Origin of the sequence: Burkholderia sp. Tr-20390 (assembly GCF_017104595.1) — a bacterium.
Lineage (GTDB): Bacteria > Pseudomonadota > Gammaproteobacteria > Burkholderiales > Burkholderiaceae > Burkholderia.
In genome coordinates this window covers 1-26,959 of record NZ_JAAGPC010000097.1, presented here as the reverse complement: position 1 = coordinate 26,959, position 26,959 = coordinate 1, and the positions used below count along the sequence as shown (strand labels likewise).

The window sequence follows — 26,959 nt, the reverse complement described above, 5'->3', positions numbered from 1 at the left end:
AGTCGGGAAGGGCGCGGCGGCAACGGCCGCCGCGCGGGAGATCAGATCAGGCGGTTGTCGGGCAGGCGCTTCGCGATTTCCGCGACGAGCGTGTGCGCGAGTTCGTCCTTCGGTGCGCGCGGCAGGCGCGTGAGGCCGGCGGCCTCGAACAGCACGACTTCGTTGTCGTCGCGACCGAACGTTAGCGGGCCGAGGTTGCCGACCAGCAGCGGCACGTTCTTGCGCTTGCGCTTCTCGTCGCCGTGCACGTCGAGGTCGCCGCTTTCGGCCGCGAAGCCGACGCAAAACGGCGGATCGGGCAGCGCCGCGACCGATGCGAGGATGTCGGGGTTCTCGACGAACGCGAGCTCGGGCATCTTGCGGTCGGCCGTCTTCTTCATCTTGTGCTCGGCCGGCTGGGCGACGCGCCAGTCGGCGACGGCAGCCACCGCGATGAAGATGTCGGCATCGGCGACCGCATGCATGACCGCGTCGTACATCTGCTGCGCCGTCTGCACGTCCTGGCGGTAGACGCCCCACGGCGTGTCGAGCGCCACCGGCCCCGCGACGAGATGCACGTCGGCGCCGGCCTGCTGCGCGGCGCGCGCGAGCGCGAAGCCCATCTTGCCGCTCGAGCGGTTCGTGAGGCCGCGCACCGGGTCGAGCGGTTCGAACGTCGGGCCGGCCGTGATCAGCACGCGCCGGTGCGCGAGCACCTTCGCCGCGAAGTGCGCGACGATCGCTTCGTAGATCGCCTCGGGCTCGAGCATGCGGCCGTCGCCGACTTCGCCGCACGCCTGCGCGCCCGAATCCGGGCCGAGTACCGATACACCATCCGCGCGCAGTTGCGCGGCGTTGCGCTGCGTGGCCGGGTTCTGCCACATCTGGCGGTTCATCGCGGGAACGACGAGCAGCGGGCAATCGCGCGCGACGCACAGCGTCGACAGCAAATCGTCCGCGAACCCGTGCGCGAGCTTCGCGAGGAAATCCGTCGACGCGGGCGCGATCACGATCGCATCGGCTTCGCGCGACAGGTCGATGTGCGCCATGTTGTTGTCGACGCGCGCGTCCCACTGGCTCGTGTAGACGGGGCGGCCCGACAGCGCCTGCATCGTGACGGGCGTGATGAACTGGGTGGCGGCTTCGGTCATCGCGACCTGCACGGTCGCGCCGGCCTTCACGAGCAGCCGCGTGAGCTCGGCGATCTTGTAGCAGGCGATGCCGCCCGTCAGGCCGAGAACGAGGTGTTTTCCTGCGAGTTCTGCGTGTGCCAACTCAGGCCTCCAAGGGTCAAACGGAACGGCCGGCGCGAAGCCGGCCGTCGACGCCGAGTATGCGCGTTTAGCGCGAGCCGCGCACGCGACGCAGTTCGTCGTAGATCAGCAGCACCGCGCCGACCGTGATCGCGGAATCGGCGAGGTTGAACGCCGGGAAGTGCCAGGCGCCGAGATGGAAATCGAGGAAGTCGATCACGTGGCCGTAGACGAGCCGGTCGATCACGTTGCCGAGTGCGCCGCCGAGGATCATCGCGAGCGACAGGCTGAACAGCCGCTGCTGGCCGTGACGCTTCAGCAGGAAGCAGATCACGAGCGTCGCGGCGATGCCGAGCGCGGTGAACGCCCAGCGCTGCCAGCCGCCTGCGGTCGACAGGAAGCCGAACGCGGCGCCGCGGTTGTACACCAGCACGAGGTTGAAGAACGACGTCAACTCGTGCTGCGCGCCGTACGCGAACGTCTTCAGGATCGCGATCTTCGACAACTGGTCGAACAGGATCACGATCAGCGAAATGCCGAGCCAGGGCGCAAGCGCGCCGCTGGCTGGCTTCGACAGGGTTTTCGCCATGGTTAAGCAGCGCTCCGGATTTCGCCGTTTTCGAACAGGTTGGAGAAGCAGCGGCCGCACAGCGTCGGATGATCGGCATGCGCGCCGACATCTTCGCGGTAGTGCCAGCAGCGCTCGCACTTCTGGTACTTCGACGCAGCCACGTCGACGCTTTCCTGCGCTTCATCGTCGACCTTGACGACCGTCGCGGCCGACGTGATCAGCACGAACTTCAGATCGTCGCCGAGGCTCGTGAGCGCGTCGTAGCGTGCGCCGCTCGCGTGCACCGCGACTTCGGCCTGCAGCGACGAACCGATGCGGTTCGCGGTGCGTGCTTCCTCGAGCGCCTTCGTCACGTTGCCGCGCACCTCGCGCAGCAGCGCCCACTTCTCGATCAGCGCGGCCGAGCCGTCGACTTCCGGATACGCGTAGTAGGTTTCCGTGAAGATCGTGTCGCTGGCCGGCTGGAACACCTTCCACGCTTCTTCCGCCGTGAACGACAGGAACGGTGCGAGCACGCGCAGCAGGCCGTGCGTCAGGTGGTACAGCGCCGTCTGCGCGGAGCGGCGTGCGCGCGAATCGGCCGCGCTCGTGTACAGGCGGTCCTTCAGCACGTCGAGGTAGAAGCCGCCGAGATCTTCGGAGCAGTACGTCTGCAGCTTCGCGACGACCGGATGGAATTCGTACTTCTCGTAGTGGCCGAGCAGCTCAGTCTGAAGCTGCTGCGAGAACGCGACCGCATAGCGGTCGATCTCGAGCCATTCGTCGACCGGCACCGCGTGCTGCGCGAAGTCGAAGTCCGACAGGTTCGCGAGCAGGAAACGCAGCGTGTTGCGGATGCGGCGATAGCCTTCGGTCACGCGCTTCAGGATTTCCTCGGAGATCGCGAGCTCGCCCGAGTAGTCGGTCGACGCGATCCACAGGCGGATGATTTCCGCGCCGAGACGGTTCGCGACTTCGTGCGGGTCGATGCCGTTGCCGAGCGACTTGCTCATCTTGCGGCCTTCGCCGTCGACCGTGAAGCCGTGCGTGAGCAGGCCCTTGTACGGCGCGCGGCCGTCGATCATCGACGCCGTGAGCAGCGACGAGTGGAACCAGCCGCGGTGCTGGTCCGAGCCTTCGAGGTAGAGGTCGGCCGGGAACTGCAGCTGATCCTTGTGCGAGCCGCGCAGCACGTGCCAGTGCGTCGTGCCCGAATCGAACCACACGTCGAGCGTGTCGCGGTTCTTTTCGTACAGGTTCGCGTCGTCGCCGATCAGCTCGCGCGGGTCGAGCGTCTGCCACGCCTCGATGCCCGACTGCTCGACGCGCTTCGCGACTTCCTCGAGCAGCTCGAGCGTGCGCGGATGCAGCTCGCCGGTTTCCTTGTGCACGAAGAACGCCATCGGCACGCCCCACTGGCGCTGGCGCGACAGCGTCCAGTCAGGACGGTTCGCGATCATGCTGAACAGGCGCTGCTTGCCCCACGACGGGTAGAACGCGGTCGCGTCGATGCCTTCCAGCGCGGTTTCGCGCAGCGTCTTGCCGCCGTCGCGCGGTGTCATGTCCATGCCGGCGAACCACTGCGACGTCGCGCGGTAGATGATCGCCGTCTTGTGGCGCCAGCAGTGCATGTAGCTGTGCTTGTAGTGCTCGCTGCGCAGCAGCGAGCCGGCCGCGTTCAGCGCGTCGACGACCTTCGGGTTCGCGTCCCAGATCGACAGGCCGCCGAACAGCGGCAGCGATTCGATATAGCGGCCGTCGCCCATCACCGGGTTGATGATGTCCGAGTCGGTCATCCCGTGCGCCTTGCACGACTGGAAGTCCTCGATGCCGTACGCGGGCGACGAGTGCACGACGCCGGTACCCGTGTCGGTCGTCACGTAGTCGCCGAGGTACACGGGTGCGGTGCGCTTGTAGCCGGGGTGAGCCGACGCGAGCGGGTGGTGGAAGCGCAGGCCCGCGAGCTTCACGCCCGGCGCGGTTGCCACGACGCGGCCGGTCAGCTTGAAGTCGGTCATGCATGCTTCGACGCGCTCTTCCGCGATGATCAGCAGCCCGCGCTCGGTGTCGATCAGCGCGTAGACGATTTCCGGATGGAGGTTCAGCGCCTGGTTCGCCGGGATCGTCCACGGCGTGGTGGTCCAGATCACGATGCCGCCTTCGGCGCGCGGCAGCGCCGGCAGGCCGAACGCCTGCGCGGTCTTTTCCGGTTCCGCGAACGCGAACATCACGTCGATCGTCGGATCGGTGCGGTCCTTGTACTCGACTTCCGCTTCCGCGAGCGCCGAGCCGCAGTCGAAGCACCAGTTCACCGGCTTCAGCCCGCGATACACGTAGCCCTTCTCGATGATCTTGCCGAGCGCGCGGAGCTCTTCCGCCTCGTTGACGAAGTTCATCGTCTTGTACGGGTTGGCCCAGTCGCCGAGCACGCCCAGACGCTTGAAGCCGACCTTCTGCTTCTCGATCTGCTCGGTCGCGTACGTGCGCGCCTTGCTCATCACTTCGGCCGCCGGCAGCGACTTGCCGAACTGCTTCTCGATCTGGATCTCGATCGGCATCCCGTGGCAATCCCAGCCCGGCACGTACGGCGCGTCGAAGCCGGCCATGTTGCGCGACTTGACGACGATGTCCTTCAGGATCTTGTTGACGGCGTGGCCGAGGTGGATGTCGCCGTTCGCATACGGCGGGCCGTCGTGCAGGATGAACTTCGGCCGGCCGGCGCTGGCCGCGCGGATCTTCTCGTAGATGCCGCGCTCTTCCCATTCCTTGACCCACTGCGGCTCGCGCTTGGGCAGGTCGCCGCGCATCGGGAACGGCGTGTCGAGCAGGTTGACCGGATACTTGGCCTGCGGTTTCGAATCGGCTTTCTTGTTGCTCATGATGGAATCGCTATCTCAATCTCGGGGGACGCGCGAGCGTCGTGAATCGGGGATGCGCGCAAGAGAGCGGCGCGAGGGTGCGGCGCGGGGCGCCGCCGTCCGGATCAGCTAATTCGGTCGGTGGCCGACGTCGCGAAGCCCGTGGCGCGGCTGCCCGGCGCACGGTCGCGTTCGATGAAGTACGCACGCGCATTCGCGACGTCCAGCGCGATCGCGCGCGACAGCGCCTCGAGATCGTCGAATTTCGCCTCGTCGCGCAGCTTCTTCAGGAATTCGACGCGGATGAGCTTGCCATAGGCATCGCCGTGCCAGTCGAGCAGGTGGACTTCGAGCAGCACGCGGCCCGAATCGTCGACGGTCGGGCGCAGGCCGAGGCTCGCGACGCCCGGCAGCGGGGCGGGGCCGAGGCCGTGCACCTGCACGACGAAGATGCCCGAGAGCGCCGGCCGCTTGTGTGCGATCGGCAGGTTCAGCGTCGGGAAGCCGAGGTCGCGGCCGAGCTTCAGCCCGTGCGCGACGTGGCCGCTGATCGCATAGCCATGGCCGAGCGCCTGCGCGGCCGCATCGAGATCGCCGGCCGTGAGCGCGGCGCGCACGCCCGAGCTCGAGATGCGCGTGCCGTCGCTGCCGGCCACCGTACCCATCTGCTCGACCTCGAAGCCGTACTGCGCGCCGGCTGCCTGCAGCGTGTCGAAGGTGCCCGCGCGTTTCGCGCCGTAGCAGAAATCGTCGCCGACCATCATCCAGCGCGTGTGCAGCCCGTTCACCAGCGTGCGTTCGACGAACGCCTGCGGCGACTGGCTCGCGAACGTGTGGTTGAAGTGCTCGACGACCACGCGGTCGACGCCGTGATCGCGCAGCGCCTCGAGCTTGTCGCGCAGCATCGCGATGCGCGGCGGCGCGCCGGCCGGGTTGAAGAATTCGCGCGGGTGCGGTTCGAACGTCATCACGCACACGGGCAGGCCGCGTGCGTCCGCTGCCGCGCGCACGCGCGCGAGCAGGGCCTGGTGGCCGCGATGGACACCGTCGAAGTTGCCGATCGTCAGCGCGCACGGGGCGCGGCTCTCGGCGTTGGGCAGGCCGCGGAAGACTTTCACGATAGCGGATGCAGCGTCGGGGGAATGGGCGGTGGGATGCCGCAAAGCAGAAGATTATAAACGTTCGGGCGGGCCGGCGGCCGAGAAGGGGGGAAACGCGGGGGCGAATGGTAAAATTCGCGGATGAAAAAACTCGTGATCCTGATTTCCGGTCGCGGCAGCAACATGGAGGCCATCGTCCGCGCGTGCGCGCAGGAACGCTGGCCGGCCGAGGTTGCGGCCGTGATCGCCAACCGGCCCGACGCGGCCGGCCTGGCATTTGCCGCGTCGCACGGGGTGGCGACGGCGGTGGTCGACCACCGGTCGTTCGACGGCCGCGACAGCTTCGACGCGGCGCTCGCCGCCGAGATCGACCGATTCGCGCCCGATCTCGTGGTCCTCGCCGGCTTCATGCGCATTCTCACGCCCGCATTCGTCAGACGATACGAAGGCCGGCTGCTGAACATCCATCCGTCGCTGCTGCCGAGCTTCAAGGGCATCCACACGCACCAGCAGGCGCTCGACGCGGGGGTCGCGCTACATGGCGCGAGCGTGCATTTCGTCATTCCCGAACTCGACAGCGGCGCGATCGTCGCGCAGGGCGCGGTGCCCGTGCGCGCGGGCGACGACGCGGCCGCGCTCGCGCAGCGTGTGCTGACGGTCGAGCATGTGCTGTATCCGCGCGCGGTGCGCTGGTTCATCGAGGGGCGTCTGCGCCTCGAGAACGGCCGTGCAGTGGTGGCGCCGGAAGAGGCGCGCTGGATTTTCGCGGATCAACCGCATACCGAAACGAGTGAGGGCGTATGAAACTGCACGGATTCCTGATCGGCCAGACCGAGACTTTGTTGGCCGAGGTGCTGAAGTTCGCCGGCCCCGCCGATGCGACGACGAGCCGGTTCTTCCGCGCGCATCCGAAGCTCGGGCATGCCGAGCGCGGCGTGATCGCCGAGGCCGTGTTCGCGGTGCTGCGCCGCAAGATGGAGTTTTCGCATCTCGCCGAGAGCGGCACGGGCACGCCTGCGCGACGCCTCACGCTGCTCGGCCTGATGCAGACGGCTGGCCGCAATGCGCTGAAGCCGTTCCTGTCCGACACCGAGTCCGCATGGCTCGAGCACGTGTCGAAGATCGATCCGGCAAGCCTGCCGGTGCGCATCCGCACGAACCTGCCCGACTGGATCCACCAGGCATTGTCGGCCCGTTTCGACGCCGACGAGCTCGCGCAGCTCGCAGCCGCGCTGAACTACCCGGCGCCGCTCGACCTGCGCGCCAACGTGCAGAAGGCCAGCCGTGACCAGGTCATCGACGGGCTGCGCGCGGAAGGCATCGATGCGGGCGCGACGCCGTTTTCACCGTTCGGCGTGCGCGTGGTCGGCAAGCCGGCGCTGACGCGCCTGAGGCTGTTCGAGGAAGGCGCGATCGAGGTGCAGGACGAAGGCAGCCAGCTGCTGTGCTCGCTGGTCGCGCCGCGCCGCGGCGAGATGGTCGTCGATTTCTGCGCGGGCGCGGGCGGCAAGACGCTCGCGCTGGGCGCGATGATGCGCTCGACCGGGCGCCTCTACGCGTTCGACGTGTCGGAGAAGCGCCTGGCGAAGCTGAAGCCGCGCCTCGCGCGCAGCGGGCTGTCGAACGTGAACCCGGTGCTGATCGACAGCGAACACGACGCGAAGATCAAGCGGCTCGCCGGCAAGATCGACCGCGTGCTGGTCGATGCGCCGTGCAGCGGCCTCGGCACGCTGCGCCGCAACCCGGACCTGAAGTGGCGCCAGACGCGCACCGCGATCGACGAGCTGACGCCGAAGCAGGCGTCGATCCTCGCGAGCGCCGCGCGCCTGGTGAAGAAGGGCGGCCGGCTCGTCTACGCGACCTGCAGCGTGCTCGACGCCGAGAACGAACGCATCGTCGAACAGTTCCTGGCCGACCATCCCGAGTTCGTGCTGGTGCCGGCGCAGAAGGTGCTGGACGACCAGCGCATCGAGCTCGAGACGGGCGACTACCTGTCGCTGTGGCCGCATCGCCACGCGACCGACGGCTTCTTCGCCGCGGTGCTCGAACGGCGCGCTGCGCAGTAACGCGGGCTGGACGGACGATGGAGAATCTGCAGAGCCGCCTGCTGTCGCACCGGCTGGCATTGGTCATCCGCGATTTCCACCAGCCGGTGATGATCTGGCAGGCGGCGATCCTCATCGGCGCGCTGTGCTTCGCATGGGTGGCCGCGCGCTTCGTGCACGGCCGGATCGACGCGCGCCGCCGGGCGGCCGGACGGGCGCCCGGCGCGGGCGCGCAAAGCCTGAAGCGCGCGTTGTTCCCGCTGTTCGGCGGCCTGTTCGTGGGCGGCGCGCAACTCGCGTTCGACCCGTTCATGTCGACGTCGCTGCTGTCGCTCGCGCTCGTGCCGCTGTTCGGCATCGGGCTGATCTACGTGCTGTTCTTCTTTGCGCGGCGCGTGTTCGCGCGCGACGGCCACACGCATGCATGGCTGTCGATCGTCGAGAAGATCGTGTCGACCGTCGTGTGGGCCGCGATGGTACTGACCGTGCTCGGCATCCAGCGTGACGTGCTCGGCTGGCTCGACAGCGTGCAGTTCCGTGTCGCCAATGCGCATCTCACGCTGCTGTCGGTGATCTCCGGCGCGCTGTGGGTGTGCGTGACGCTGATGGTCGCGATGTGGCTCGGCTCGGTGCTCGAGGATCGCCTCACGCGTGCGAGCACGCTCGACGCGAACCTGAAGGTCGTGCTGTCGCGGGTCGGCCGCGCGCTGCTCGTGTTCGCGGCGATCCTGATCGGGCTGTCGCTGGTCGGCATCGACGTGACGGTGCTCGGCGTGTTCGGCGGCGCGGTGGGTGTCGGCCTCGGTTTCGGGCTGCAGAAGATCGCCAGCAACTACGTGTCGGGCTTCATCATCCTGCTCGACCGCTCGCTGCGGCTCGGCGACGCGATCAGCGTCGGCGGCCTGCAGGGCGTCGTCACGCAGATCCGCACGCGCTACACGGTCGTGCGCGGCCTCGACGGCAACGAGACGCTGATCCCGAACGAAAAGCTGATCACCGACGTCGTGCAGAACCAGTCGTCGTACCTGACGCGCGGCTACGCGAAGGTCGCCGTGCAGGTCGCGTACACGAGCGACGTCGAGCACGCGCTCACGCTGCTCGCCGATGCGGCCAAGGGCGTACCGCGCGTGCTGGCTGAGCCTGCTCCGACCCCGTATCTGGTGGGTTTCGGAGCGGACGGGATCGACCTGGAGCTCGGTTTCTGGATCGAGGATTCGGCGAAAGGCACGTCCGGCGTGCGTTCGAGCGTGAACCGGAACATCTGGCGCCTGTTCAGCGAGCACGGGATTTCGATTCCGTTCCCGCAGCGCGAAGTGCGCGTCGTCGGGTTGCCCGACGCCTTTCCCGCCACAGGTGTGACGGCCGGCAACGGCGCCGTGGACGGGCACGCACCGGCGGCATGACGCGCGCCGGTCGTCAATCGTATCGACCCCGCGGCCGGAACCGGATCGCGGGCCTTTCCAAGTCCGCCCATGGACTGTGTTTGTTGCGTCAGGGCAAGAAAATGTTCATTTTTTACAAAGACTTGGAACGGTTGAAGTAAAATTCTGGTCTACACGCGGTATGCTTTCATTTTTCTGACGCTCGGCGCGTGCCGGCGTCGCTCTCATCACAGGTAACTGCCTTGTTGAATTCCCTGCTCGATTTTCTTTCCCACGGGCTCCTGCATTTTTCGTGGTGGCAGGTCGCGCTGTTCGCGCTCGCCGTCACGCACGTCACGATCATCGGCGTGACGGTCTACCTGCACCGCTGCCAGGCGCACCGCGCGCTTGAGCTGCATCCGATCGCGAGCCACTTCTTCCGCCTCTGGCTGTGGATGACGACCGGCATGCTGACCGGCCAGTGGGCCGCGATTCACCGCAAGCACCACGCGAAGTGCGAGACCGAGGAAGATCCGCACAGCCCGCAGACGCGCGGCATCTGGAAGGTGTTCCTCGAAGGCGCCGAGCTGTATCGCGCGGAAGCGAAGAACGAAGAGACGATGCGCAAGTTCGGCCACGGCACGCCGAGCGACTGGGTCGAGCGCAACGTCTATTCGAAGTACCCGATTCTCGGCATCAGCCTGATGATGGTGATCGACGTCGCGCTGTTCGGCGTGATCGGCCTGACCGTGTGGGCCGTGCAGATGGTCTGGATTCCGTTCTGGGCGGCCGGCGTCGTCAACGGCTTCGGTCACTTCTGGGGCTATCGCAACTTCAACTCGGCCGACGCGAGCACGAACCTGTTCCCGTGGGGCATCGTGATCGGCGGCGAAGAACTGCACAACAACCACCACACGTTCGCGACGTCGGCGAAGCTGTCGAACAAGTGGTACGAGTTCGACATCGGCTGGATGTACATCCGCATCATGTCGGCGTTCGGTCTCGCGAAGGTGAAGAAGGTCGCGCCGACGCCGCGCCTGAACAAGCCGAAGACGGTGCTCGACCAGGAAACGCTGCAGGCCGTGCTGTCGAACCGCTACGAAGTGATGGCGCGCTACGGCAAGGCCGTGAAGCGTGCGTACCGCCAGGAGCTCGCGCACCTGAAGGAAATCGGCGGCGAGAAGTACCAGATGATGCGCGGCGCGCGCAAGTGGTTCCACAAGGACGCCGACGGCCTCGACGAGCCGCAGAAGAAGCTGCTGCCGGAAATCTTCGCGAACAGCCAGAAGCTGCAAACCTACTTCCAGCTGCGCCAGGATCTCGCCGCGATCTGGGATCGTTCGACCGCATCGCGCGAACAGCTTCTCGCGCAATTGCAGGATTGGTGCCATCGCGCAGAACAAAGCGGCATCAAGGCGCTGCAGGAATTTGCGACGCGCCTGCGCCGCTACGCCTGATTCGAAATCGATTAGAATCTAAGAACGTCAAAAACCCCGCGTTGGCGGGGTTTTTTATTTGGTCCGCCGGTTTTTGAACGGTGTTCGGCAGGGCCGGATTGGTATGAGGCTTGGGGCAGCGTGGAAGTGTTGCTCCGGGGCGAACGCAGGGGATGGGATCGGAGTGGGCGTTGAAGTGCTAACTCTGATCGACCGCGAAGCATGGGACCCGAGTAAGCGCTAAAGCGCCAACTCGGGTCGACAGGAGATATGGAGATGCAATCGACGATCAAACCCGTCGAGTACGACCGGCCCGTTGCAGCAGGGACCGTATGCGGGGTAGGGCAGGCATGGGCCAAGGTGCCCGATGCACCGTCCGCCGAAGAGCGGGCCGCGCTGAAAGCGCGCATCAAGGCATTGCTCGTGCGTGAAAAGGCCGTGCTGGTCGCGCACTACTACGTCGACGCCGAGTTGCAGGAACTCGCCGACGAAACCGGCGGCTGTGTCGCCGATTCGCTCGAAATGGCCCGCTTCGGCCGTGACCACGACGCGCAGACGCTGGTCGTCGCCGGCGTGCGCTTCATGGGCGAAACCGCGAAGATCCTGAGCCCGAACAAACGCATCCTGATGCCCGATCTCGACGCGACCTGTTCGCTCGACCTCGGCTGCCCCGTCGACGAATTCTCGGCGTTCTGCGATGCGCATCCCGACCGTACCGTCGTCGTCTACGCGAATACCAGCGCCGCCGTGAAGGCGCGCGCGGACTGGATGGTCACGTCGTCGATCGGCCTCGAGATCGTGGCCGACCTGCACGCGCGCGGCGAGAAGATCATCTGGGCGCCGGATCGCCATCTCGGCAGCTACATCCAGAAGAAAACCGGCGCGGACATGCTGCTGTGGCAAGGCTCGTGCCTCGTTCACGACGAATTCAAGGGTATCGAGCTCGATCTGCTGCGCGCCGAGTATCCGGACGCGAAGGTGCTCGTCCACCCCGAATCGCCGGAAAACGTCGTCGCGCAGGCCGATGTGGTCGGCTCGACCACGCAGCTGATCGATGCGGCGGTCAAGCTCGACGCGACGCACTTCATCGTTGCAACCGATCTCGGCATCCTGCACAAGATGCAGCTTGCGGCGCCCGGCAAGACCTTCATCGCCGCGCCGACGGCCGGCAACAGCGCCACCTGCAAGAGCTGCGCGCACTGCCCGTGGATGGCGATGAACGGCCTCGCGAACCTTGCCGACGTGCTCGAACGCGGTCACAACGAGATCTTCGTCGATCCCGCGATCGGCGAGCGCGCACGCCTGCCGATCGACCGGATGCTCGATTTCGCGGCCGCGCACAAGAAGCGCGTGCAGGCGAGCGGCGATCTGCAGCGTGACCAGCAACTGTTCGCGAACGTGGGGGCGGCGTAATGAATAGCCCCCACGCTCACATTCGTTCACTGCCCCCCGAGGGGGCGGCCACCTTCCTTGGGGACGGCCCGGCGGCAGGCGGCGTGAGTTCCGCAGTATCCCCGCTCTTCAACATCGTCCGCGAGCAGTACGGCGCGGCATTCGACGATGCGATCGCGCGCAACGTGGCCGATGCGATCGCGGAAGACGTCGGCACCGGCGACCAGACCGGGCGGCTCGTACCGGCCGGCGGGCGTCGCCGTGCACGCATCATCGTGCGCGAGGAAGCCGTGCTGTGCGGCGTGCCGTGGTTCGAGGCCGTGATTGCCCGGATCGACCCGGCGATCATGGTGCAGTGGCGTTATCGCGAAGGCGATCGTATGTCGCCCGATTCGACCGTCTGCGAACTCGAAGGGCCGGCGCGCGCGCTGCTGACGGCCGAGCGCAACGGGCTGAACTTCCTGCAACTGCTGTCGGGCGTCGCGACCGCGACGCGTCGTTACGTCGATCGCGTCGAAGGCACGCGTGCGAAGATCCTCGATACGCGCAAGACGCTGCCGGGCCTGCGGCTCGCGCAAAAGTATGCGGTGCGCGTCGGCGGCGGCGAGAACCAGCGGCTCGCGCTGTATGACGGCATCCTGATCAAGGAAAACCACATCGCGGCGGCAGGCGGTGTCGGCGAGGCGCTCGACGCGGCATTTGCGCTGGAGTCGGGCGTGCCCGTGCAGGTCGAAGTCGAGACGCTTGCGCAACTCGATACGGCGCTCGCACATCGCGCGCAGTCGGTGCTGCTCGACAACTTCACGCTCGACATGATGCGTGAAGCGGTGCGCGTGGCGAACGGCCAGGCCGTGCTCGAAGTGTCGGGCGGCGTCAATTTCGATACGGTGCGTGCGTTCGCGGAAACGGGGGTCGATCGCATCTCGATCGGCGCGCTGACGAAGGACGTGCGCGCGACCGACTATTCGATGCGGATCGTCGACTGACCGAACGCGTTCGATCAGACAAAAAAGCCGTTGGCGCGCAAACGCCAACGGCTTTTTTCCTGTGCGGGCGCAGCCGGGAAGGGCGTGCCGCTCAGCGACGCGCGCGCGGCGTGAGCACGCTCGGCAGCGCCTTCGGCAGCGAGTTCGGCCAGTCGCGGCTGTAGTGCAGCCCGCGGCTTTCGCGGCGCGAGTGCGCGCTCTTCACGATCAACGTCGCCACGTCGACGAGGTTGCGCAGTTCGAGCAGGTCGCGCGTTACGCGGAAGTTCGCGTAGTACTCCTGGATCTCGTCGCGCAGCAGCGACAGCCGGTGCTTCGCGCGTTCGAGGCGTTTGTCGGTACGCACGATGCCGACGTAGTTCCACATCAGGCGGCGCAGCTCGTCCCAGTTGTGCGCAACGACGACTTCCTCGTCCGCATCCGACACACGGCTTTCGTCCCACGCGGGCAGCGTGGCCGGCGTTTCGGCATCGAAGCCGGCCGCTTCGATCGCCTCGGCCGCCGCGCGGCCGATCACGAGGCATTCGAGCAGCGAGTTGCTCGCGAGCCGGTTCGCGCCGTGGAGCCCCGTGTACGACGTTTCGCCGACCGCATACAGGCCCGCGAGATCGGTGCGCCCGGCGAGGTCGGTGACGACGCCGCCGCACGTGTAGTGTGCGGCCGGCACGACGGGAATCGGCTCTTTCGCGATGTCGATGCCGAATTCGAGGCAGCGCGCGTGGATCGTCGGGAAGTGTTCGCGCAGGAACGCTTCCGGCTGGTGGCTGATGTCGAGATACACGCAGTCGATCCCGCGCTTCTTGATCTCGAAGTCGATCGCGCGCGCGACGATGTCGCGCGGCGCGAGTTCGGCGCGCGGATCGTGCGCGGGCATGAAGCGCGTGCCGTCGGGCAGCTTCAGCAGGCCGCCTTCGCCGCGCACGGCTTCCGAAATCAGGAACGACTTCGCATACGGATGGAACAGGCAGGTCGGGTGGAACTGGATGAATTCCATGTTCGACACGCGGCAACCTGCGCGCCACGCCATCGCGATGCCGTCGCCGGTCGCGGTGTCGGGGTTCGTCGTGTACAGGTAGACCTTGCCGGCGCCGCCTGTTGCGAGCACCGTATGCGGGGCCTCGATCGTGATCGTGCGGTCGTTGTCGACGTCGAGCGCGTACAGGCCGTGACAGCGGCGGCCGGGCAGGCCGAGCCGGTCCGACGTGATCAGGTCGATCGCGTGGTGGTTTTCGAAGAACGTGATGTTCGGATGCTGGCGTGCACGCGCCGACAGCGTGGCGAGCACCGCATGGCCGGTCGCGTCGGCCGCGTGGATGATCCGGCGGTGACTGTGGCCGCCTTCACGCGTAAGGTGGAAGCCGAGCTCGGCCGCGTCGTCCTTCGTGAACGGCACGCCCTGCGAGATCAGCCATTCGATCGCTTCGCGGCCGTGCTCGACGATATAGCGCGTCGCGCCTTCGTCGCACAAGCCGCCACCGGCGACCAGCGTGTCGTCGACGTGGTTCTCGATGCTGTCCGCCGAATCGAGGACTGCCGCGATGCCGCCTTGCGCGTTATCGCTCGCGCCCTCCATCATCGACCGTTTCGCGATCAGCGCGACACGTCGCGTGCTGGCCAGGTTGAGTGCGACCGACAGCCCTGCCAGGCCGCTGCCGACGATCGCCACGTCGAATTTCATGCTGCATCTCCATCGTTACGCTTTTGATCTTGTGCGTTCCGGCGGCCGTGGCCGCGGAAAGGGGAGAGCATACCGCGTCGCGCCGGAGCGTGCGCGCAAAACAAAAAGCCCCGCATGTGCGGGGCTTTTCGGTCGCCGTCAGGCTAGCAGAAACCGGAGATTACTTGATCTTGGTTTCTTTGTATTCCACATGCTTGCGGACGACGGGATCGAACTTCTTGATCGCCATCTTTTCCGGCATGTTGCGCTTGTTCTTCGTGGTCGTGTAGAAGTGACCCGTACCAGCGGTCGACTCGAGCTTGATCTTGTCGCGTGCGCCTTTTGCCATGATTGTGCTCCTTGGGCTTAGGCTTCGCCGCGTGCGCGCAGGTCAGCGAGCACGGAATCGATGCCGTTCTTGTCGATCAGGCGCAGGCCGGCGTTCGAGACGCGCAGGCGCACCCAGCGGTTTTCGCTCTCAACCCAGAACCGGCGGTTTTGCAGGTTCGGCAGGAAGCGACGCTTGGTCTTGTTGTTGGCGTGGGAAACGTTGTTGCCGCTCATCGGCGCTTTCCCAGTTACTTGGCATACGCGTGCCATGAGAGCACTCCTAATACGCTAAATTCGGGGTTCGATCGCCGATGAAGGTTCCATCGTACCGCCACGTGATCCATGGCTGCACTCAGAACGCCGAAGCCCTTACAGACAAGGCCCTTCGATGGCTAGAACTGGTTGGAAAAAAGACAGACGGCGATTCTAGCAGAAAAAGTTCAGAAAAATCAAACCTAATTTCGCATCACCGTTGCGGCGCCGTTGGGCGGGCCGCAACCGCACAGTCTACATCCAACCGGCCCGTGCGAACGAAAAAGTATCACTGGTGCCGATCACGACGTGATCGAGCAGCCTGACATCGACGAGCGCGAGCGCGTCGTGCAGCGCGCGGGTCAGGCGGCGATCTTCCGCGCTCGGCTGCACCGCGCCCGACGGATGGTTGTGGGCAACGATCAGTGCCGCGGCGTTGTATGCGATCGCGCGGCGCACGATCTCGCGCGGGTAGACGGCCATGCGCGTCAGCGAGCCGCGCGTGATTTCCTCCATGTCGATCAGGCCGTGGCGCGCGTCGAGGTAGACCGCGGCGAACACTTCGTACGGACGCGCGCCGATCTTCAGCCGCAGATAGTCCTCGACCGCGCCGGGCGAATCGATCGGCTTCTTCTCGTGCGCTTTCTCCTTCAGCATGCGACGCGCGATCTCGATGACGGCAACCAGCCGCGCGGCGCGCGCGGGGCCGATGCCGGGGTGCGCCTCGAAATCGTCGGTGGTCGCCTCGAGCAACCCGTGCAACGACTTGAACTGCTTGACCAGTGCGCGGGCGGTGGTGAACACGTCGTGCCCGGGCTTGCCTGTGCCGAGCAGCAGGGCGACCAGTTCGTCGTCGGTCAGCGCCGCCGGCCCGCGCTCCAGCAATCGCTCGCGTGGCCGCTCGGGCCGCCAGCCGCGCAGGCGGTGCTTGCGCCGGTGGATCGGGATGACGCGGCCGGGCGGATCGGCCGGCAGATCGGCCGGCAGATCGGTGCTGTCGCGGCATTCGACTGGCGGCAAGGCTGGGCAGGGTGACAGCATGCTTGAAACTCCATTGGCGGCGGGCAGTGTGCGCGACGTCGTCGCACTTTCCGCCTTGCGCGCTCAGGTGACTTACAATATTGGTTTTGCGCCGGGCCTTTCGGCCGTATCGGGCGCCGACTGAACGAGTAATTCATGAGCCTCATCGATCTATCCGAAGTGAAGCCCGGTTCCCACGTCACGTTGCATTACCGGCTGGCACTCGCCGACGGCGCCGATATCGTCAACACCTTCACCGACAAGCCGGCCACGCTGCTGCTCGGCGCGGGGCAACTGGCGCCGTCGCTGGAACAGATTCTGATCGGCCTCAGGGTCGGCGACCATTCGACTTTTCAGCTAGCCCCCGAACAGGGGTTCGGTCCCCGGAATCCCGACATGCTCCAGCGCGTGACGCTGTCGACGCTGCGCGAGAACGGGATGGTCGGCGACGATTTCACGCCGGGCGAGCTGATCGAGTTCAACGCGCCGGACGGCGGCCGATACGCTGGGGTGCTGAAGGAAGTCAGCGAAACCTCGGCACTGTTCGACTTCAATCATCCGCTCGCGGGCCAAGCGCTCACGTTCGAAGTGAAAATCATCGGAATCCTGTAATCATGAGCACCACCGATACACTGTCCGGGCAGACCGTCGCCGCCGATGCCGAAATCCTGCTGGCCCAGCCGCGCGGTTTCTGCGCGGGCGTCGATCGCGCGATCGAGATCGTCGAGCGCGCCATCGCGATGCACGGTGCGCCGATCTACGTCCGTCACGAGATCGTCCACAACAAGTACGTGGTCGAGGATCTGAAGAAGAAAGGCGCGATCTTCGTCGAGGAACTCGAGGAAGTGCCGGCCGGCAATACCGTGATCTTCAGCGCGCACGGCGTGTCGAAGGCCGTGCGCGACGAGGCCGACGTGCGCGGGTTGCGCATTTACGACGCAACCTGCCCGCTCGTCACGAAGGTGCACGTCGAAGTGGCGAAGATGCGCCAGGACGGCGTCGACATCGTCATGATCGGGCACAAGGGCCATCCTGAAGTCGAAGGCACGATGGGGCAGGTCGAGCGCGGCATGCATCTCGTCGAGAGCGTCGAGGACGTGCAGAAGCTCGAGCTCGCCGATCCCGAACGCATCGCGCTCGTCACGCAGACGACGCTGTCCGTCGACGACGCAGCCGAGATCATCGGCGCGTTGAAGGCCAAGTATCCGAAGATCCGCGAACCGAAGAAGCAGGACATCTGCTACGCGACGCAGAACCGCCAGGACGCCGTGAAGTTCATGGCGCCGCAGTGCGATGTCGTGATCGTCGTCGGCAGCCCGAACAGCTCGAATTCGAGCCGCCTGCGTGAAGTGGCCGAGAAGCGCGGCGTGGACGCGTACATGGTCGATGCACCCGACCAGATCGATCCGGCATGGGTCGCAGGCAAGCGTCGCATCGGCGTGACGGCCGGCGCGTCGGCCCCCGAAGTGCTCGCCCAGGCCGTGATCGCGCGGCTGCGCGAACTCGGGGTGCGCAATGTGCGCGCGCTCGACGGCATCGAGGAAAACGTGTCGTTTCCGCTGCCGCGCGGGTTGAACCTGCCGCCCGCCGCCTGATTGCCGCATCGCACCCGCGGAACACCGAAGCGCGCCTGACGGCGCGCTTTTTTTTGCCTGTCGAAATCGCAATCGCAACCATTATTCGGACCAATGGTGCAACCGGGTTGCTCTGCGCGCTTCCAAGCGTCTCTCAAAATTGGTTGCAATGCAGGAAAACCCCATCGAATCAGGATTATTGGCGTCCTATAAATGGAGTTACAATGCGCCCGTTTTCAGGCCTGAATGGCTTTGAAATCGGATTTTGGCAAGGCGCGGGAGACCACTCGATGCATGTGAAGTTGGCTTACGCCATGTCCGTCGCCGCACCGGTTGCAATGCTTGCCGGCTGCAGCAAAAAGAGCGACGACGAGGCGGGGAGGGAGGCTGCGGCGTTCGCGGCACCGCCGGCCAGCGGCGTGCGCGTCGCCGGAACCGGTCGTGCGGCACCGTTCGTGTGCCGCACCGCGCAATTGGGCAAGGACAAGGAAAACGGGGCACGTTTGGCGATCGAGGAAATCAACGCGCTTGGCCTGGCGAACGGTCAGGCAGCGCGCACGCAGGTTGCAGCACGGCAGGCCGCCGGTCGTGGCGTGACAGCGACCGTGCGCGCCGATCGACGCAGGCCGGCCCGGGTGCCCGGCGATGCGGGCAGCGTGCCGATGTCGCCGGTCCCCTTTCATTTCGATTCGACGAAACAGCGCGTTGCCGCGAGCAATGATGTCGCGGCGCGCGGTCTGGTTCGTACGATGGATTCCGACGCAGTCCTGACGAATGTCGGGCGCGGCGTTCGCGGTGCCTCGCGAGGCACCGCGGCACGGAATCCAATCCGCCCGGGTGCGGGGCTTGCCTCGCACCGGACGGGACAAGGCACGGATGCCGGGCAACCGGACGATGGCCGTCTCGGCATGCTGCCCTACGACTTCAAGGAGGCCACGAACACCGTCCTCGATGTCGTGACGATTTAGCGACGGGACTCATGACGGCACCGGAACAGTGCGGTGCCGTTTTTGTATCCGCTCCGGCGGCAGGTCCGGCCGTACAGGCCGGGCGGGGCGCGCCGGGACGATCCACCCTTACCGGTATCGACTAGTACCCGCAGTGTCGCCGAGAAGGCGCGATTCCTCGCTTACCCGCGGGGCGCAACGTCCTCCGGCAGCACGGGCCAAGGAGCTTTAAATGGATATTTTCGTCCAGCAGGTTCTCAACGGGCTGGTGCTCGGCAGTGTCTACGCCATCATCGCGTTGGGTTACACGATGGTGTACGGCATTCTCGGCATCATCAACTTCGCGCATGGCGACGTGCTGATGATTGGCGCGATGGTCGCCCTGTCGGCCATCACCGTGCTGCAGAACCATTTCCCCGGACTCGGCAACGTCGCGACGCTGACGATCGGCCTGGGCATCGCCGCAGTCGTCTGTGCATTCGTCGGCTTCACGATCGAACGGGTCGCCTACCGGCCGCTGCGTCGCGCTCCGCGCCTCGCCCCGCTGATCACCGCGATCGGCGTGTCGATCCTGCTGCAGACCGCCGCGATGATCATCTGGTCGCGCAACCCGCTGCCGTTCCCGCAATTGCTGCCGACCGATCCGATCAACGTGATCAAGGCCACCGACACGACGCCCGGCGCCGTGATCTCGGTGACTGAAATCGTGATCATCGCGGTGGCGTTCATCGTGATGGGCGGCCTGCTGCTGCTCGTGCACAAGACCAAGCTCGGCCGCGCGATGCGCGCGATCGCCGAAAGCCCGAACACCGCGAGCCTGATGGGCGTGAACCCGAACTTCGTGATCTCGGCGACGTTCATGATCGGCTCCGCGCTCGCCGCGCTGGCCGGCGTGATGATCGCATCCGAATACGGCAACGTGCACTTCTACATGGGCTTCATCCCCGGCATGAAGGCATTCACGGCCGCGGTGCTGGGCGGGATCGGCAACCTCGGCGGCGCGATGGTCGGCGGCGTGCTGCTCGGCCTGATCGAGCAGCTCGGGGCCGGCTACATCGGCAACCTCACGGGCGGCGTATTCGGCAGTAACTACCAGGACGTGTTCGCCTTCATCGTGCTGATCATCGTGCTGGTGTTCCGTCCGTCCGGCCTGCTGGGCGAACGTGTCGCGGATCGCGCGTAACGGAAGGGAGCAAACAACATGACATCCATTCAACCGATCGAATCCTCGACGTCGCTCGTCGAAGAGCGCAACACCACCAAGACGGTCATCATCGGCCTCCTGACCGCGGTCTTCGTGATCGCGGCGCCGATCATCATCGGCTCGGCCGGCGGCAACTACTGGGTCCGCGTGCTCGACTTCGCGATGCTGTACGTGATGCTCGCGCTGGGCCTGAACGTGGTGGTCGGCTTCGCCGGCCTGCTCGACCTGGGTTACATCGCGTTCTACGCGGTGGGTGCGTACACCGCGGCATTGTTGAGCTCGCCGCACCTGACCTCGCAATTCGAGTGGATCGCGGCGCTCGCGCCGAACGGGCTGCACATCCCGTTCCTGATCATCGTGCCGATCGCGATGGCGCTGGCGGCGACCTTCGGGATCCTGCTCGGCGCGCCGACGCTGCGCCTGCGCGGCGACTACCTGGCGATCGTGACGCTCGGCTTCGGTGAAATCGTCCGGATCTTCATGAACAACCTCGACCGTCCGGTGAACATCACCAACGGCCCGAAGGGGATCACGGGCATCGATCCGGTGCACATCGGCGACTTCAGCCTCGCGCAGACGCACTCGCTGTTCGGGATCCAGCTGCCGTCGGTCTACATGTACTACTACCTGTTCGTGCTGTGCTCGCTGCTGGTGATCTGGGTGTGTACGCGCCTGCAGCACTCGCGTATCGGTCGCGCATGGGCGGCGATCCGCGAAGACGAGATCGCGGCGAAGGCGATGGGCATCAACACCCGCAACGTGAAGCTGCTCGCATTCGCGATGGGTGCGTCGTTCGGCGGCCTGTCGGGTGCGATGTTCGGTTCGTTCCAGGGCTTCGTGTCGCCGGAATCGTTCACGTTCTGGGAATCGATCGTCGTGCTGGCCTGCGTGGTGCTCGGCGGCATGGGCCACATCCCGGGCGTGATCCTGGGCGCGGTGCTGCTCGCGATCTTCCCGGAATTCCTGCGCTCGACGATGAGCCCGCTGCAGCACGCGCTGTTCGGTCATGACATCGTCGATACGGAAGTGATCCGTCAGGCGCTGTACGGCCTCGCGATGGTCGTCATCATGCTGTATCGCTCGGAAGGCCTGTGGCCCGCGCCGAAGCATGAGGACAAGATCGCGAAACTGGCGAAGCGCGCCAGCAAGAAGCCGGTGCGCGCTTAATCGACGGACAAGGGGATACACACATGAGCGACAAACAAATCCGACTGTCCGTGCAGGGCGTGAACAAACGCTTCGGCGGCCTGCAGGCGCTGTCCGATGTCGGTCTGCAGATCAGGGAAGGCGAGATCTACGGCCTGATCGGCCCGAACGGCGCCGGCAAGACGACGTTCTTCAACGTGATCACGGGCCTCTACACGCCGGACTCCGGCGAGTTCAAGCTCGACGGCACGGAGTACAAGCCGACCGCGGTGCATCAGGTCGCGAAGACGGGCATCGCGCGCACGTTCCAGAACATCCGCCTGTTCGGCGGGATGACGGCCCTCGAGAACGTGATGGTGGGCCGCCACGTGCGCACCAAGCACGGGCTGCTCGGCGCGGTGTTCCAGACGCCGGCCGAACGCCAGGAAGAGCGCGAGATCAAGGAACGCGCGATCGAGCTGCTCGAATACGTCGGCGTGCTGCAGTACGCGGACTATACGTCGCGCAACCTGTCGTACGGCCACCAGCGCCGCCTCGAGATCGCGCGCGCGCTGGCCACCGACCCGAAGCTGCTCGCGCTCGACGAGCCGGCGGCCGGGATGAACGCGACCGAGAAGGTCGAACTCACGCGCCTGCTCGACAAGATCCGCTCGGACGGCCGCACGATTCTCCTGATCGAGCACGACGTGAAGCTCGTGATGGGGCTGTGCAACCGGATGACGGTGCTCGATTACGGCAAGGTGATCGCCGAGGGTCTGCCGCAGGACGTGCAGAAGAATCCGAAGGTGATTGAGGCATATCTCGGCGCAGGGGTGCACTGATGGCAGCGGCAATGTTGAAAATCAAGGGCTTGCAGGTCAACTACGGCGGCATCCAGGCCGTCAAGGGCGTTGACATGGAAGTCCGTCAGGGCGAGCTCGTGACGCTGATCGGCGCGAACGGCGCGGGCAAGACCACGACGATGAAGGCGATCACGGGTCTGAAGGCGTATTCGGCCGGCGACATCGAGTACGAGGGCAAGTCGATCAAGGGCATTCCGACGCACGAGCTGCTCAAGCGCGGCCTCGCGATGGTGCCGGAAGGCCGCGGGATCTTCGCGCGGATGTCGATCGTCGAGAACATGCAGATGGGCGCGTACCTGCGCAACGACGGCGAGCAGATCAAGAAGGACGTCGACCGCATGTTCGGCTTCTTCCCGCGCCTGAAGGAGCGTGCGACGCAGCTCGCGGGCACGCTGTCGGGCGGCGAGCAGCAGATGCTCGCGATGTCGCGCGCGATCCTCTCGAAGCCGAAGCTGCTGCTGCTCGACGAGCCGTCGATGGGCCTGTCGCCGATCATGGTCGAGAAGATCTTCGAAGTGGTGCGTGAAATCTCGAAGGAGGGCATCACGGTGCTGCTCGTCGAGCAGAACGCCCGCCTCGCGCTGCAGGCGGCCGACCGTGGCTACGTGATGGATTCGGGCACGGTCACGATGGAAGGCGATGCGAAGCAGATGCTCGACGATCCGAAGGTGCGTGCCGCGTACCTGGGTGAATGAGTGAGTGAATGAGCGGGCCCGGTGGCGCGCGGCGGCAGATGCCGGCCGCGTCGCACACGGGCTTTCGAAAGGCTGTCACGGGATGCCGTGACAGCCTTTTTTTTCGTGTGATGCGATTCCGGCCGAACTTGTGCATGCGGGCGCGACTCCATTCGACTGTCGCGCCGCGCACGCGGCGCGGGAACGATGGGGGCGGCCGCTCGTTGCCGGTCGCCTGCAAACCGACACACGGGCCATGTAGCATCGGCGGCCCATCGGGACACGGAGAGCACGCATGAGTCTGGACTACGGTTTCGTGAAGGCGAAGGTGACATCGGTGGCGAAGCTGAAAGGCTCGCCGCACGGCAGCGAGATCCAGTACCACATCCACCTGACGCTGGCGTTGCCCGGCGGCGACTGGGACGTCGCGATCAACGTCGGCACCAACGACGCGGACGACCTGCTGAACTACAAGCTCGTCTACGATTTCCACCACCCGATCACGCAGACGCTCGCGGCCGCGGCCGAGGGCTACACGGACCTGACGGGGCAGGCGGCATTGCCCGCGCTCGACTACCTGCGCAGCGACATCCTGAACGAAACGGGCGCGTGGCGCCCGAGCGCCGTGATGGACGGTACCGAGAATCAGGAGCCGATCCCGTCGCTGCTGCGGCTCGTGAACGCCGCGCAGTCGCAGGGGCTCGACGTCGTCGTGTTCGGCCGCTCGTATGCGGAAGGCAACGGCATCCACGACACGCACATGAACCAGGGTTCGACCGGCTCGAACTACCTGCACCGCGCGGGCGACGACCACAACGACCACAACGACATCTGGCAGGACGGCGCGCTGATCGTGCGCGTGAGCGATACGCAGTGGGCCGCGTATTTCGCCGCGTTCGAGCAGCAGGCCGTGCCGACCGACGCGCTCGGCAATCCGCTGCCGGGCGCGGGGCCGATCACGCGCTGAAGTGGCGGGCTGCCGGCCTCTGCTTCACGCGGCCGGCAGCGTCTTGCCGAACGAGATGCGTTCCTCGACGCGATAGCCGAGCGCCGCGTAGAAGCGGCACGCATCGTCGTTGCCGGGGAGCACCTGCAGGTTGATCTTCAGGCAGCCGCGCGCGGCGAGCGCGCGTTCCGCATGCGCGATCAGCGCGCGGCCGATGCCGAGCCGGCGTGCGTCGTTCGATACGCCGAACGAGTAGAGCCAGCCGCGATGCCCGTCGAAACCCGCCATCAGCGTGCCGACCACGCGCGCGCGGCTGGTCGCGACGAAGAACAGTTCCGGCTGCGTCGCGAGCTTCAGCTCGATCGATCGCAGCGGATCGCGGTGCGGCGGCGCATCCGCGTCTTCGTACTGCGGGAACGCGTCGCGCCATACCGCGAGCACGGCATCGGTGTCGGCGCGTTCGAACGGGCGGATTGCGACAGCATCGGCGGCGGCATCCATCGCGGCGGTCTCCTTAGAGCGTGTCGAGCACCGACCGCAGCATCGCCATCATCCGGTCGATTTCCTCGGTCGTCACGTTCAGTGCGGGCATGAAGCGCAGCAGGTTCGGCCGCGCGGCGTTCAGCAGCAGGCCGTCGGGCTGCATGTCGCGGGCCTTCTCGACGATCTGCGGGCCGATGTCCTTGCCGAGCAGCAGCGCGCGCAGCAGGCCTTCGCCGCGTTCGCCTTCGAAGCCGCGCTCTTCCGACAGCTCGAGCAGCTTGCGCTTCAGGTATTCGCTGCGCGCACGCACACCTTCGAGGAAGCCCGGTGCGACGAGCTGCGAGATCACCGAATAGCCGACCGCCGTCATCAGCGGGTTGCCGTTGTACGTGCCGCCCTGGTCGCCGGCCTCGAACACCGCGAACTCGGCCTTCGACAGCAGCGCGCCGAGCGGGGCGCCGCCGCCGATGCCTTTCGCGAGCGTCATGACGTCCGGCTCGATGCCGGACAGCTCGTACGCGAACAGCGTGCCCGCGCGGCCGCAGCCGCTTTGCACTTCGTCGACGATCAGCAGCAGGTCGTGCTGCTTCGTCAGCGCGCGCAGCGCCTGCATGAATTCACGCGTGGCCGGAATCACGCCGCCTTCGCCCTGGATCGGTTCGAGCATCACCGCGACGGTCTTGTCGGTGATCAGCTTCTCGACCGAGTTGATGTCGTTCAGCTCGGCCTTCGGGAAGCCCGGTACTTGCGGCGCGTAGATCGTGTCCCAGCCCGGCTTGCCGCTGGCCGACATCGTCGCGAGCGTGCGGCCATGGAAGCTGTGGTCGAACGTGATGATCTCGTACGCGCCGTTCTTGAACTTGCGGCCCCACTTGCGCGCGAGCTTGATCGCGCCTTCGTTCGCTTCCGCGCCGCTGTTCGTGAAGAACACCTTGTCGAACACGCTGTGCTGCGTGAGCAGGCCCGCGAGCTTCGCCATCGGTTCGTTGTAGAACGCGGGCGACGGGTTCAGCAGCTTTTCCGCCTGCGTCTTCAGCGCGTCGACGATGCCTTCGTTGCAATGGCCGAGGCTGTTGACGGCCCAGCCCTGGATGAAGTCCAGATAGCGCTTGCCCGTGTGATCGTAGAGCCACGAACCCTTGCCGTGCGTAAACACGATGTCGGGGCGGTTCGTGATGTACATCAGCGAGTCGATCGGATAATCGTTCAGGGGCATGGCAGCAGACTCCAGCGGACGTTGAAAGGGAAATAGGCAATAAAAAAGCCACGGAAGGCCGTGGCTGGTGGGTCGAACAGCTTGTGCGTAACCGGTGAAGCGGTGTGGGTTACGCGCGAGTCCGTGACGAGCCTGCGGCATCCGGGCGGAGCGGCGAGCGGCGACGTCGAAGGGCGGACAGGAAGCAGTTCATGTGCGCAAGCATAAGGCATCCCGCGCGTCACTGTAAACCGCCGCGATGCCACGGATGTGACATCGCAGCGTGCAGTGCCGTACGCGGGTGCGCGGGCCTCAGACCGGATGCGCGAGATCGGCGGCGCTCGTGAACGAGTCCGCGTAGAACTCGTCGGCCGGCAGCGCGTGGTGCTGCGTGAAGTCGCGCTGCGCGGATTCGACCATCACCGGCGCGCCGCACGCGTACACCTGGTGGCCCGACAGGTCGGGCAGATCCTCGATCACCGCGCGGTGGACGAAGCCGGTGCGGCCCGTCCACTGATCGCCGGCGTCCGGCTCGGAGAGCACCGGCACGTACTTGAAGTTCGGGATCTCGCGTGCCCATTGCTCGGCGAGCTCGCCGAGATAGATGTCCTTCTTGCGGCGCGCGCCCCAGTAAAGCGTCATCGGGCGCGTGATGCCCGTGTGCTTCACGTGCTCGATGATCGCCTTGATCGGCGCGAAGCCCGTGCCCGATGCGAGCAGCACGATCGGCTTGTCGGAATCTTCACGCAGGAAGAATGTGCCGAGCGGGCCTTCGAAGCGCAGGATGTCGCGCTCCTTCATCGCGCCGAACACGTGGTCGGTGAACTTGCCGCCCGGCATGTGGCGGATGTGCAGCTCGACCGGGCCTTCCTCGTGCGGCGCGTTCGCCATCGAGTAGCTGCGGCGCGAACCGTCCTTCAGGATGAACTCGACGTACTGGCCCGCGAGATACTGCAGGCGTTCGTTGGCGGGCAACTGGAGCTTCACGACCATCACGTCGTCGGCCTTGCGCTCGAGCGCGGCGATCCGGCACGGCAGCTTCTTGACCTGCACGCCGTCGACGCCGGCGATTTCACGCACGTCGATTTCGAGATCGCACTGCGCCTTCGAGCAGCACAGCAGCGCGAGGCCGCGCGTGCGTTCGTCGTTGGACAGTGCCGACGCGGCGTGCGGGCCCTGTTCGATCTGGCCCGACACGATCTGGCCCTTGCAGGAGCCGCACGCGCCGTTCTTGCAGCCGTACGGCAGATGGACGTTCTGGCGCAGCGCAGCCGCCAGCACGGTTTCGTCCGACTCGACCTGGAATTGCCGGCCGCTTTGCTTGAGAGTGACGTTGAATGCCATAGAACCAAACTAGAACAAAATGTGGGGACCGTGCATGTCGAGCACGGCAGCTACAATGCAAACCCGTTGCGCGTCGCGCAGCGGTGGCTACTGATTTCGCAACCAACATGATCGCGACTCGAATCCTGCGCCGGCCGCGCGCACTGATCGTCGGCTGCGGCGACGTCGGCATGCGCTGCGTCGCGCAATGGCGCGACACGCGCCGCAACCTGCGGATCTTCGCGCTGACGAGCCATCCGGCCCGCCGCGACGAACTGCGCGCCGCAGGCGCGACGCCGATCGTCGGCGACCTCGATCGCCGGGCGACGCTCGGCCGCCTCGCGGGCCTGGCCCGCACGATCCTGCATCTCGCGCCGCCGCAGTCCGATGGCCGCGACGACCGGCA

General features: G+C 66.0%; 26 protein-coding genes and 1 pseudogene. 16 read left to right on the top strand and 11 right to left on the bottom strand.

Annotation, left to right across the window (positions count from 1 at the left end):
* Window positions 1-41: 41 nt before the first annotated feature.
* The 4 genes from coaBC to G3N98_RS23850 form a co-directional block, all read right to left on the bottom strand.
* Window positions 42-1,253 (bottom strand): bifunctional phosphopantothenoylcysteine decarboxylase/phosphopantothenate--cysteine ligase CoaBC, encoded by a 1,212-nt coding sequence (gene coaBC / locus G3N98_RS23865; RefSeq protein ID WP_206149390.1) that lies wholly within the window; start codon window positions 1,251-1,253, stop codon window positions 42-44.
* Between the two features lie 67 nt (window positions 1,254-1,320).
* On the bottom strand, window positions 1,321-1,821 hold the full coding sequence (lspA, locus tag G3N98_RS23860; protein WP_069248662.1) for a signal peptidase II: 501 nt from the start codon (window positions 1,819-1,821) through the stop codon (window positions 1,321-1,323).
* A 2-nt stretch (window positions 1,822-1,823) separates the two neighbouring features.
* Window positions 1,824-4,661 (bottom strand): isoleucine--tRNA ligase, encoded by a 2,838-nt coding sequence (gene ileS / locus G3N98_RS23855; RefSeq protein WP_206149389.1) that lies wholly within the window; start codon window positions 4,659-4,661, stop codon window positions 1,824-1,826.
* A gap of 104 nt (window positions 4,662-4,765) precedes the next feature.
* The gene (locus G3N98_RS23850; protein ID WP_089431602.1) at window positions 4,766-5,758 is read right to left on the bottom strand and encodes a bifunctional riboflavin kinase/FAD synthetase; all 993 of its coding nucleotides are present in this window, start codon (window positions 5,756-5,758) and stop codon (window positions 4,766-4,768) included.
* A 123-nt stretch (window positions 5,759-5,881) separates the two neighbouring features.
* On the opposite strand from G3N98_RS23850, the gene purN reads away from it, so the two are divergent.
* The 6 genes from purN (at window position 5,882) to nadC (ending at window position 12,960) form a co-directional block, all read left to right on the top strand.
* Window positions 5,882-6,544 (top strand): phosphoribosylglycinamide formyltransferase, encoded by a 663-nt coding sequence (gene purN, locus G3N98_RS23845; protein ID WP_039368183.1) that lies wholly within the window; start codon window positions 5,882-5,884, stop codon window positions 6,542-6,544.
* The gene (locus tag G3N98_RS23840) at window positions 6,541-7,806 is read left to right on the top strand and encodes an RsmB/NOP family class I SAM-dependent RNA methyltransferase (protein WP_011352957.1); all 1,266 of its coding nucleotides are present in this window, start codon (window positions 6,541-6,543) and stop codon (window positions 7,804-7,806) included. The genes purN and G3N98_RS23840 overlap by 4 nt, the downstream gene beginning before the upstream one ends.
* Window positions 7,807-7,823: 17 nt before the next feature.
* On the top strand, window positions 7,824-9,188 hold the full coding sequence (locus tag G3N98_RS23835) for a mechanosensitive ion channel domain-containing protein (protein WP_089426147.1): 1,365 nt from the start codon (window positions 7,824-7,826) through the stop codon (window positions 9,186-9,188).
* Between the two features lie 221 nt (window positions 9,189-9,409).
* A complete protein-coding gene (locus G3N98_RS23830; RefSeq protein ID WP_089426146.1) occupies window positions 9,410-10,603 on the top strand; it encodes an acyl-CoA desaturase in 1,194 nt (397 codons plus the stop codon).
* A 255-nt stretch (window positions 10,604-10,858) separates the two neighbouring features.
* Entirely contained in the window at window positions 10,859-11,995 is a 1,137-nt protein-coding gene (gene nadA / locus G3N98_RS23825) for a quinolinate synthase NadA (protein WP_071334971.1), read from the top strand.
* Between the two features lie 83 nt (window positions 11,996-12,078).
* On the top strand, window positions 12,079-12,960 hold the full coding sequence (nadC, locus tag G3N98_RS23820) for a carboxylating nicotinate-nucleotide diphosphorylase (RefSeq protein ID WP_206149388.1): 882 nt from the start codon (window positions 12,079-12,081) through the stop codon (window positions 12,958-12,960).
* Between the two features lie 91 nt (window positions 12,961-13,051).
* Here the strand turns inward: nadC and nadB are convergent, their stop codons facing one another.
* From nadB to radC, 4 genes are all read right to left on the bottom strand, one after another.
* The gene (nadB, locus tag G3N98_RS23815; protein ID WP_046544591.1) at window positions 13,052-14,638 is read right to left on the bottom strand and encodes an L-aspartate oxidase; all 1,587 of its coding nucleotides are present in this window, start codon (window positions 14,636-14,638) and stop codon (window positions 13,052-13,054) included.
* A gap of 160 nt (window positions 14,639-14,798) precedes the next feature.
* A complete protein-coding gene (rpmG, locus tag G3N98_RS23810; protein WP_006478046.1) occupies window positions 14,799-14,966 on the bottom strand; it encodes a 50S ribosomal protein L33 in 168 nt (55 codons plus the stop codon).
* A 17-nt stretch (window positions 14,967-14,983) separates the two neighbouring features.
* A complete protein-coding gene (gene rpmB, locus G3N98_RS23805; protein WP_004186391.1) occupies window positions 14,984-15,217 on the bottom strand; it encodes a 50S ribosomal protein L28 in 234 nt (77 codons plus the stop codon).
* Window positions 15,218-15,454: 237 nt separating this feature from the next.
* The gene (gene radC, locus G3N98_RS23800; protein WP_089473421.1) at window positions 15,455-16,240 is read right to left on the bottom strand and encodes a DNA repair protein RadC; all 786 of its coding nucleotides are present in this window, start codon (window positions 16,238-16,240) and stop codon (window positions 15,455-15,457) included.
* Between radC and G3N98_RS40225 the strand changes: the two genes are divergently transcribed.
* The 9 genes from G3N98_RS40225 (at window position 16,239) to G3N98_RS23760 (ending at window position 23,573) form a co-directional block, all read left to right on the top strand.
* On the top strand, window positions 16,239-16,364 hold the full coding sequence (locus tag G3N98_RS40225; protein WP_256093565.1) for a hypothetical protein: 126 nt from the start codon (window positions 16,239-16,241) through the stop codon (window positions 16,362-16,364). The genes radC and G3N98_RS40225 overlap by 2 nt on opposite strands.
* A gap of 11 nt (window positions 16,365-16,375) precedes the next feature.
* Window positions 16,376-16,831 (top strand): peptidylprolyl isomerase, encoded by a 456-nt coding sequence (locus G3N98_RS23795; RefSeq protein WP_046544593.1) that lies wholly within the window; start codon window positions 16,376-16,378, stop codon window positions 16,829-16,831.
* Between the two features lie 2 nt (window positions 16,832-16,833).
* Window positions 16,834-17,814 (top strand): 4-hydroxy-3-methylbut-2-enyl diphosphate reductase, encoded by a 981-nt coding sequence (ispH, locus tag G3N98_RS23790; protein WP_011352949.1) that lies wholly within the window; start codon window positions 16,834-16,836, stop codon window positions 17,812-17,814.
* 203 nt (window positions 17,815-18,017) lie between these two features.
* On the top strand, window positions 18,018-18,761 hold the full coding sequence (locus G3N98_RS23785) for an amino acid-binding protein (RefSeq protein ID WP_206149387.1): 744 nt from the start codon (window positions 18,018-18,020) through the stop codon (window positions 18,759-18,761).
* A gap of 211 nt (window positions 18,762-18,972) precedes the next feature.
* The gene (locus G3N98_RS23780) at window positions 18,973-19,923 is read left to right on the top strand and encodes a branched-chain amino acid ABC transporter permease (RefSeq protein ID WP_006488946.1); all 951 of its coding nucleotides are present in this window, start codon (window positions 18,973-18,975) and stop codon (window positions 19,921-19,923) included.
* An 18-nt stretch (window positions 19,924-19,941) separates the two neighbouring features.
* Window positions 19,942-21,111, top strand: a complete 1,170-nt coding sequence (locus G3N98_RS23775) for an ABC transporter ATP-binding protein (RefSeq protein WP_046544596.1) — start codon at window positions 19,942-19,944, stop codon at window positions 21,109-21,111.
* A 23-nt stretch (window positions 21,112-21,134) separates the two neighbouring features.
* Window positions 21,135-21,911, top strand: coding sequence for an ABC transporter ATP-binding protein (locus G3N98_RS23770; protein ID WP_069248652.1), 777 nt, complete (start codon window positions 21,135-21,137; stop codon window positions 21,909-21,911).
* Window positions 21,911-22,627, top strand: a complete 717-nt coding sequence (locus tag G3N98_RS23765; RefSeq protein WP_089426143.1) for an ABC transporter ATP-binding protein — start codon at window positions 21,911-21,913, stop codon at window positions 22,625-22,627. Before G3N98_RS23770 ends, G3N98_RS23765 begins: the two co-directional genes overlap by 1 nt.
* Window positions 22,628-22,901: 274 nt before the next feature.
* Complete coding sequence (locus G3N98_RS23760; protein ID WP_069248650.1) at window positions 22,902-23,573, top strand: DUF2278 family protein; 672 nt, start codon at window positions 22,902-22,904, stop codon at window positions 23,571-23,573.
* A gap of 24 nt (window positions 23,574-23,597) precedes the next feature.
* Here the strand turns inward: G3N98_RS23760 and G3N98_RS23755 are convergent, their stop codons facing one another.
* The 3 genes from G3N98_RS23755 to G3N98_RS23745 form a co-directional block, all read right to left on the bottom strand.
* Window positions 23,598-24,053, bottom strand: coding sequence for a GNAT family acetyltransferase (locus tag G3N98_RS23755; protein WP_089473418.1), 456 nt, complete (start codon window positions 24,051-24,053; stop codon window positions 23,598-23,600).
* Window positions 24,054-24,066: 13 nt separating this feature from the next.
* Complete coding sequence (locus tag G3N98_RS23750; RefSeq protein ID WP_206149386.1) at window positions 24,067-25,251, bottom strand: acetylornithine transaminase; 1,185 nt, start codon at window positions 25,249-25,251, stop codon at window positions 24,067-24,069.
* A gap of 291 nt (window positions 25,252-25,542) precedes the next feature.
* On the bottom strand, window positions 25,543-26,574 hold the full coding sequence (locus tag G3N98_RS23745; protein WP_011352940.1) for a CDP-6-deoxy-delta-3,4-glucoseen reductase: 1,032 nt from the start codon (window positions 26,572-26,574) through the stop codon (window positions 25,543-25,545).
* A gap of 107 nt (window positions 26,575-26,681) precedes the next feature.
* Here G3N98_RS23745 and G3N98_RS23740 point away from each other — a divergent pair.
* A pseudogene (locus G3N98_RS23740) lies at window positions 26,682-26,959 on the top strand (SDR family NAD(P)-dependent oxidoreductase); the annotation flags it as partial.

Excerpts from the sequence above, each read along its gene's own strand:
- G3N98_RS23775 (WP_046544596.1), top strand. The coding sequence starts at position 19,942 with ATGACATCCATTCAACCGATCGAATCCTCGACGTCGCTCGTCGAAGAG.
- G3N98_RS23750 (WP_206149386.1), bottom strand. The coding sequence starts at position 25,251 with ATGCCCCTGAACGATTATCCGATCGACTCGCTGATGTACATCACGAAC.
- rpmG (WP_006478046.1), bottom strand. The coding sequence starts at position 14,966 with ATGGCAAAAGGCGCACGCGACAAGATCAAGCTCGAGTCGACCGCTGGT.
- G3N98_RS23760 (WP_069248650.1), top strand. The coding sequence starts at position 22,902 with ATGAGTCTGGACTACGGTTTCGTGAAGGCGAAGGTGACATCGGTGGCG.
- G3N98_RS23840 (WP_011352957.1), top strand. The coding sequence starts at position 6,541 with ATGAAACTGCACGGATTCCTGATCGGCCAGACCGAGACTTTGTTGGCC.
- G3N98_RS23835 (WP_089426147.1), top strand. The coding sequence starts at position 7,824 with ATGGAGAATCTGCAGAGCCGCCTGCTGTCGCACCGGCTGGCATTGGTC.
- nadA (WP_071334971.1), top strand. The coding sequence starts at position 10,859 with ATGCAATCGACGATCAAACCCGTCGAGTACGACCGGCCCGTTGCAGCA.
- nadB (WP_046544591.1), bottom strand. The coding sequence starts at position 14,638 with ATGAAATTCGACGTGGCGATCGTCGGCAGCGGCCTGGCAGGGCTGTCG.
- purN (WP_039368183.1), top strand. The coding sequence starts at position 5,882 with ATGAAAAAACTCGTGATCCTGATTTCCGGTCGCGGCAGCAACATGGAG.
- lspA (WP_069248662.1), bottom strand. The coding sequence starts at position 1,821 with ATGGCGAAAACCCTGTCGAAGCCAGCCAGCGGCGCGCTTGCGCCCTGG.
- G3N98_RS23770 (WP_069248652.1), top strand. The coding sequence starts at position 21,135 with ATGAGCGACAAACAAATCCGACTGTCCGTGCAGGGCGTGAACAAACGC.
- rpmB (WP_004186391.1), bottom strand. The coding sequence starts at position 15,217 with ATGGCACGCGTATGCCAAGTAACTGGGAAAGCGCCGATGAGCGGCAAC.
- G3N98_RS23745 (WP_011352940.1), bottom strand. The coding sequence starts at position 26,574 with ATGGCATTCAACGTCACTCTCAAGCAAAGCGGCCGGCAATTCCAGGTC.
- G3N98_RS23785 (WP_206149387.1), top strand. The coding sequence starts at position 18,018 with ATGCGCCCGTTTTCAGGCCTGAATGGCTTTGAAATCGGATTTTGGCAA.
- ispH (WP_011352949.1), top strand. The coding sequence starts at position 16,834 with ATGAGCACCACCGATACACTGTCCGGGCAGACCGTCGCCGCCGATGCC.
- G3N98_RS40225 (WP_256093565.1), top strand. The coding sequence starts at position 16,239 with ATGCTTGAAACTCCATTGGCGGCGGGCAGTGTGCGCGACGTCGTCGCA.
- radC (WP_089473421.1), bottom strand. The coding sequence starts at position 16,240 with ATGCTGTCACCCTGCCCAGCCTTGCCGCCAGTCGAATGCCGCGACAGC.
- G3N98_RS23755 (WP_089473418.1), bottom strand. The coding sequence starts at position 24,053 with ATGGATGCCGCCGCCGATGCTGTCGCAATCCGCCCGTTCGAACGCGCC.
- G3N98_RS23780 (WP_006488946.1), top strand. The coding sequence starts at position 18,973 with ATGGATATTTTCGTCCAGCAGGTTCTCAACGGGCTGGTGCTCGGCAGT.
- ileS (WP_206149389.1), bottom strand. The coding sequence starts at position 4,661 with ATGAGCAACAAGAAAGCCGATTCGAAACCGCAGGCCAAGTATCCGGTC.
- G3N98_RS23765 (WP_089426143.1), top strand. The coding sequence starts at position 21,911 with ATGGCAGCGGCAATGTTGAAAATCAAGGGCTTGCAGGTCAACTACGGC.
- G3N98_RS23795 (WP_046544593.1), top strand. The coding sequence starts at position 16,376 with ATGAGCCTCATCGATCTATCCGAAGTGAAGCCCGGTTCCCACGTCACG.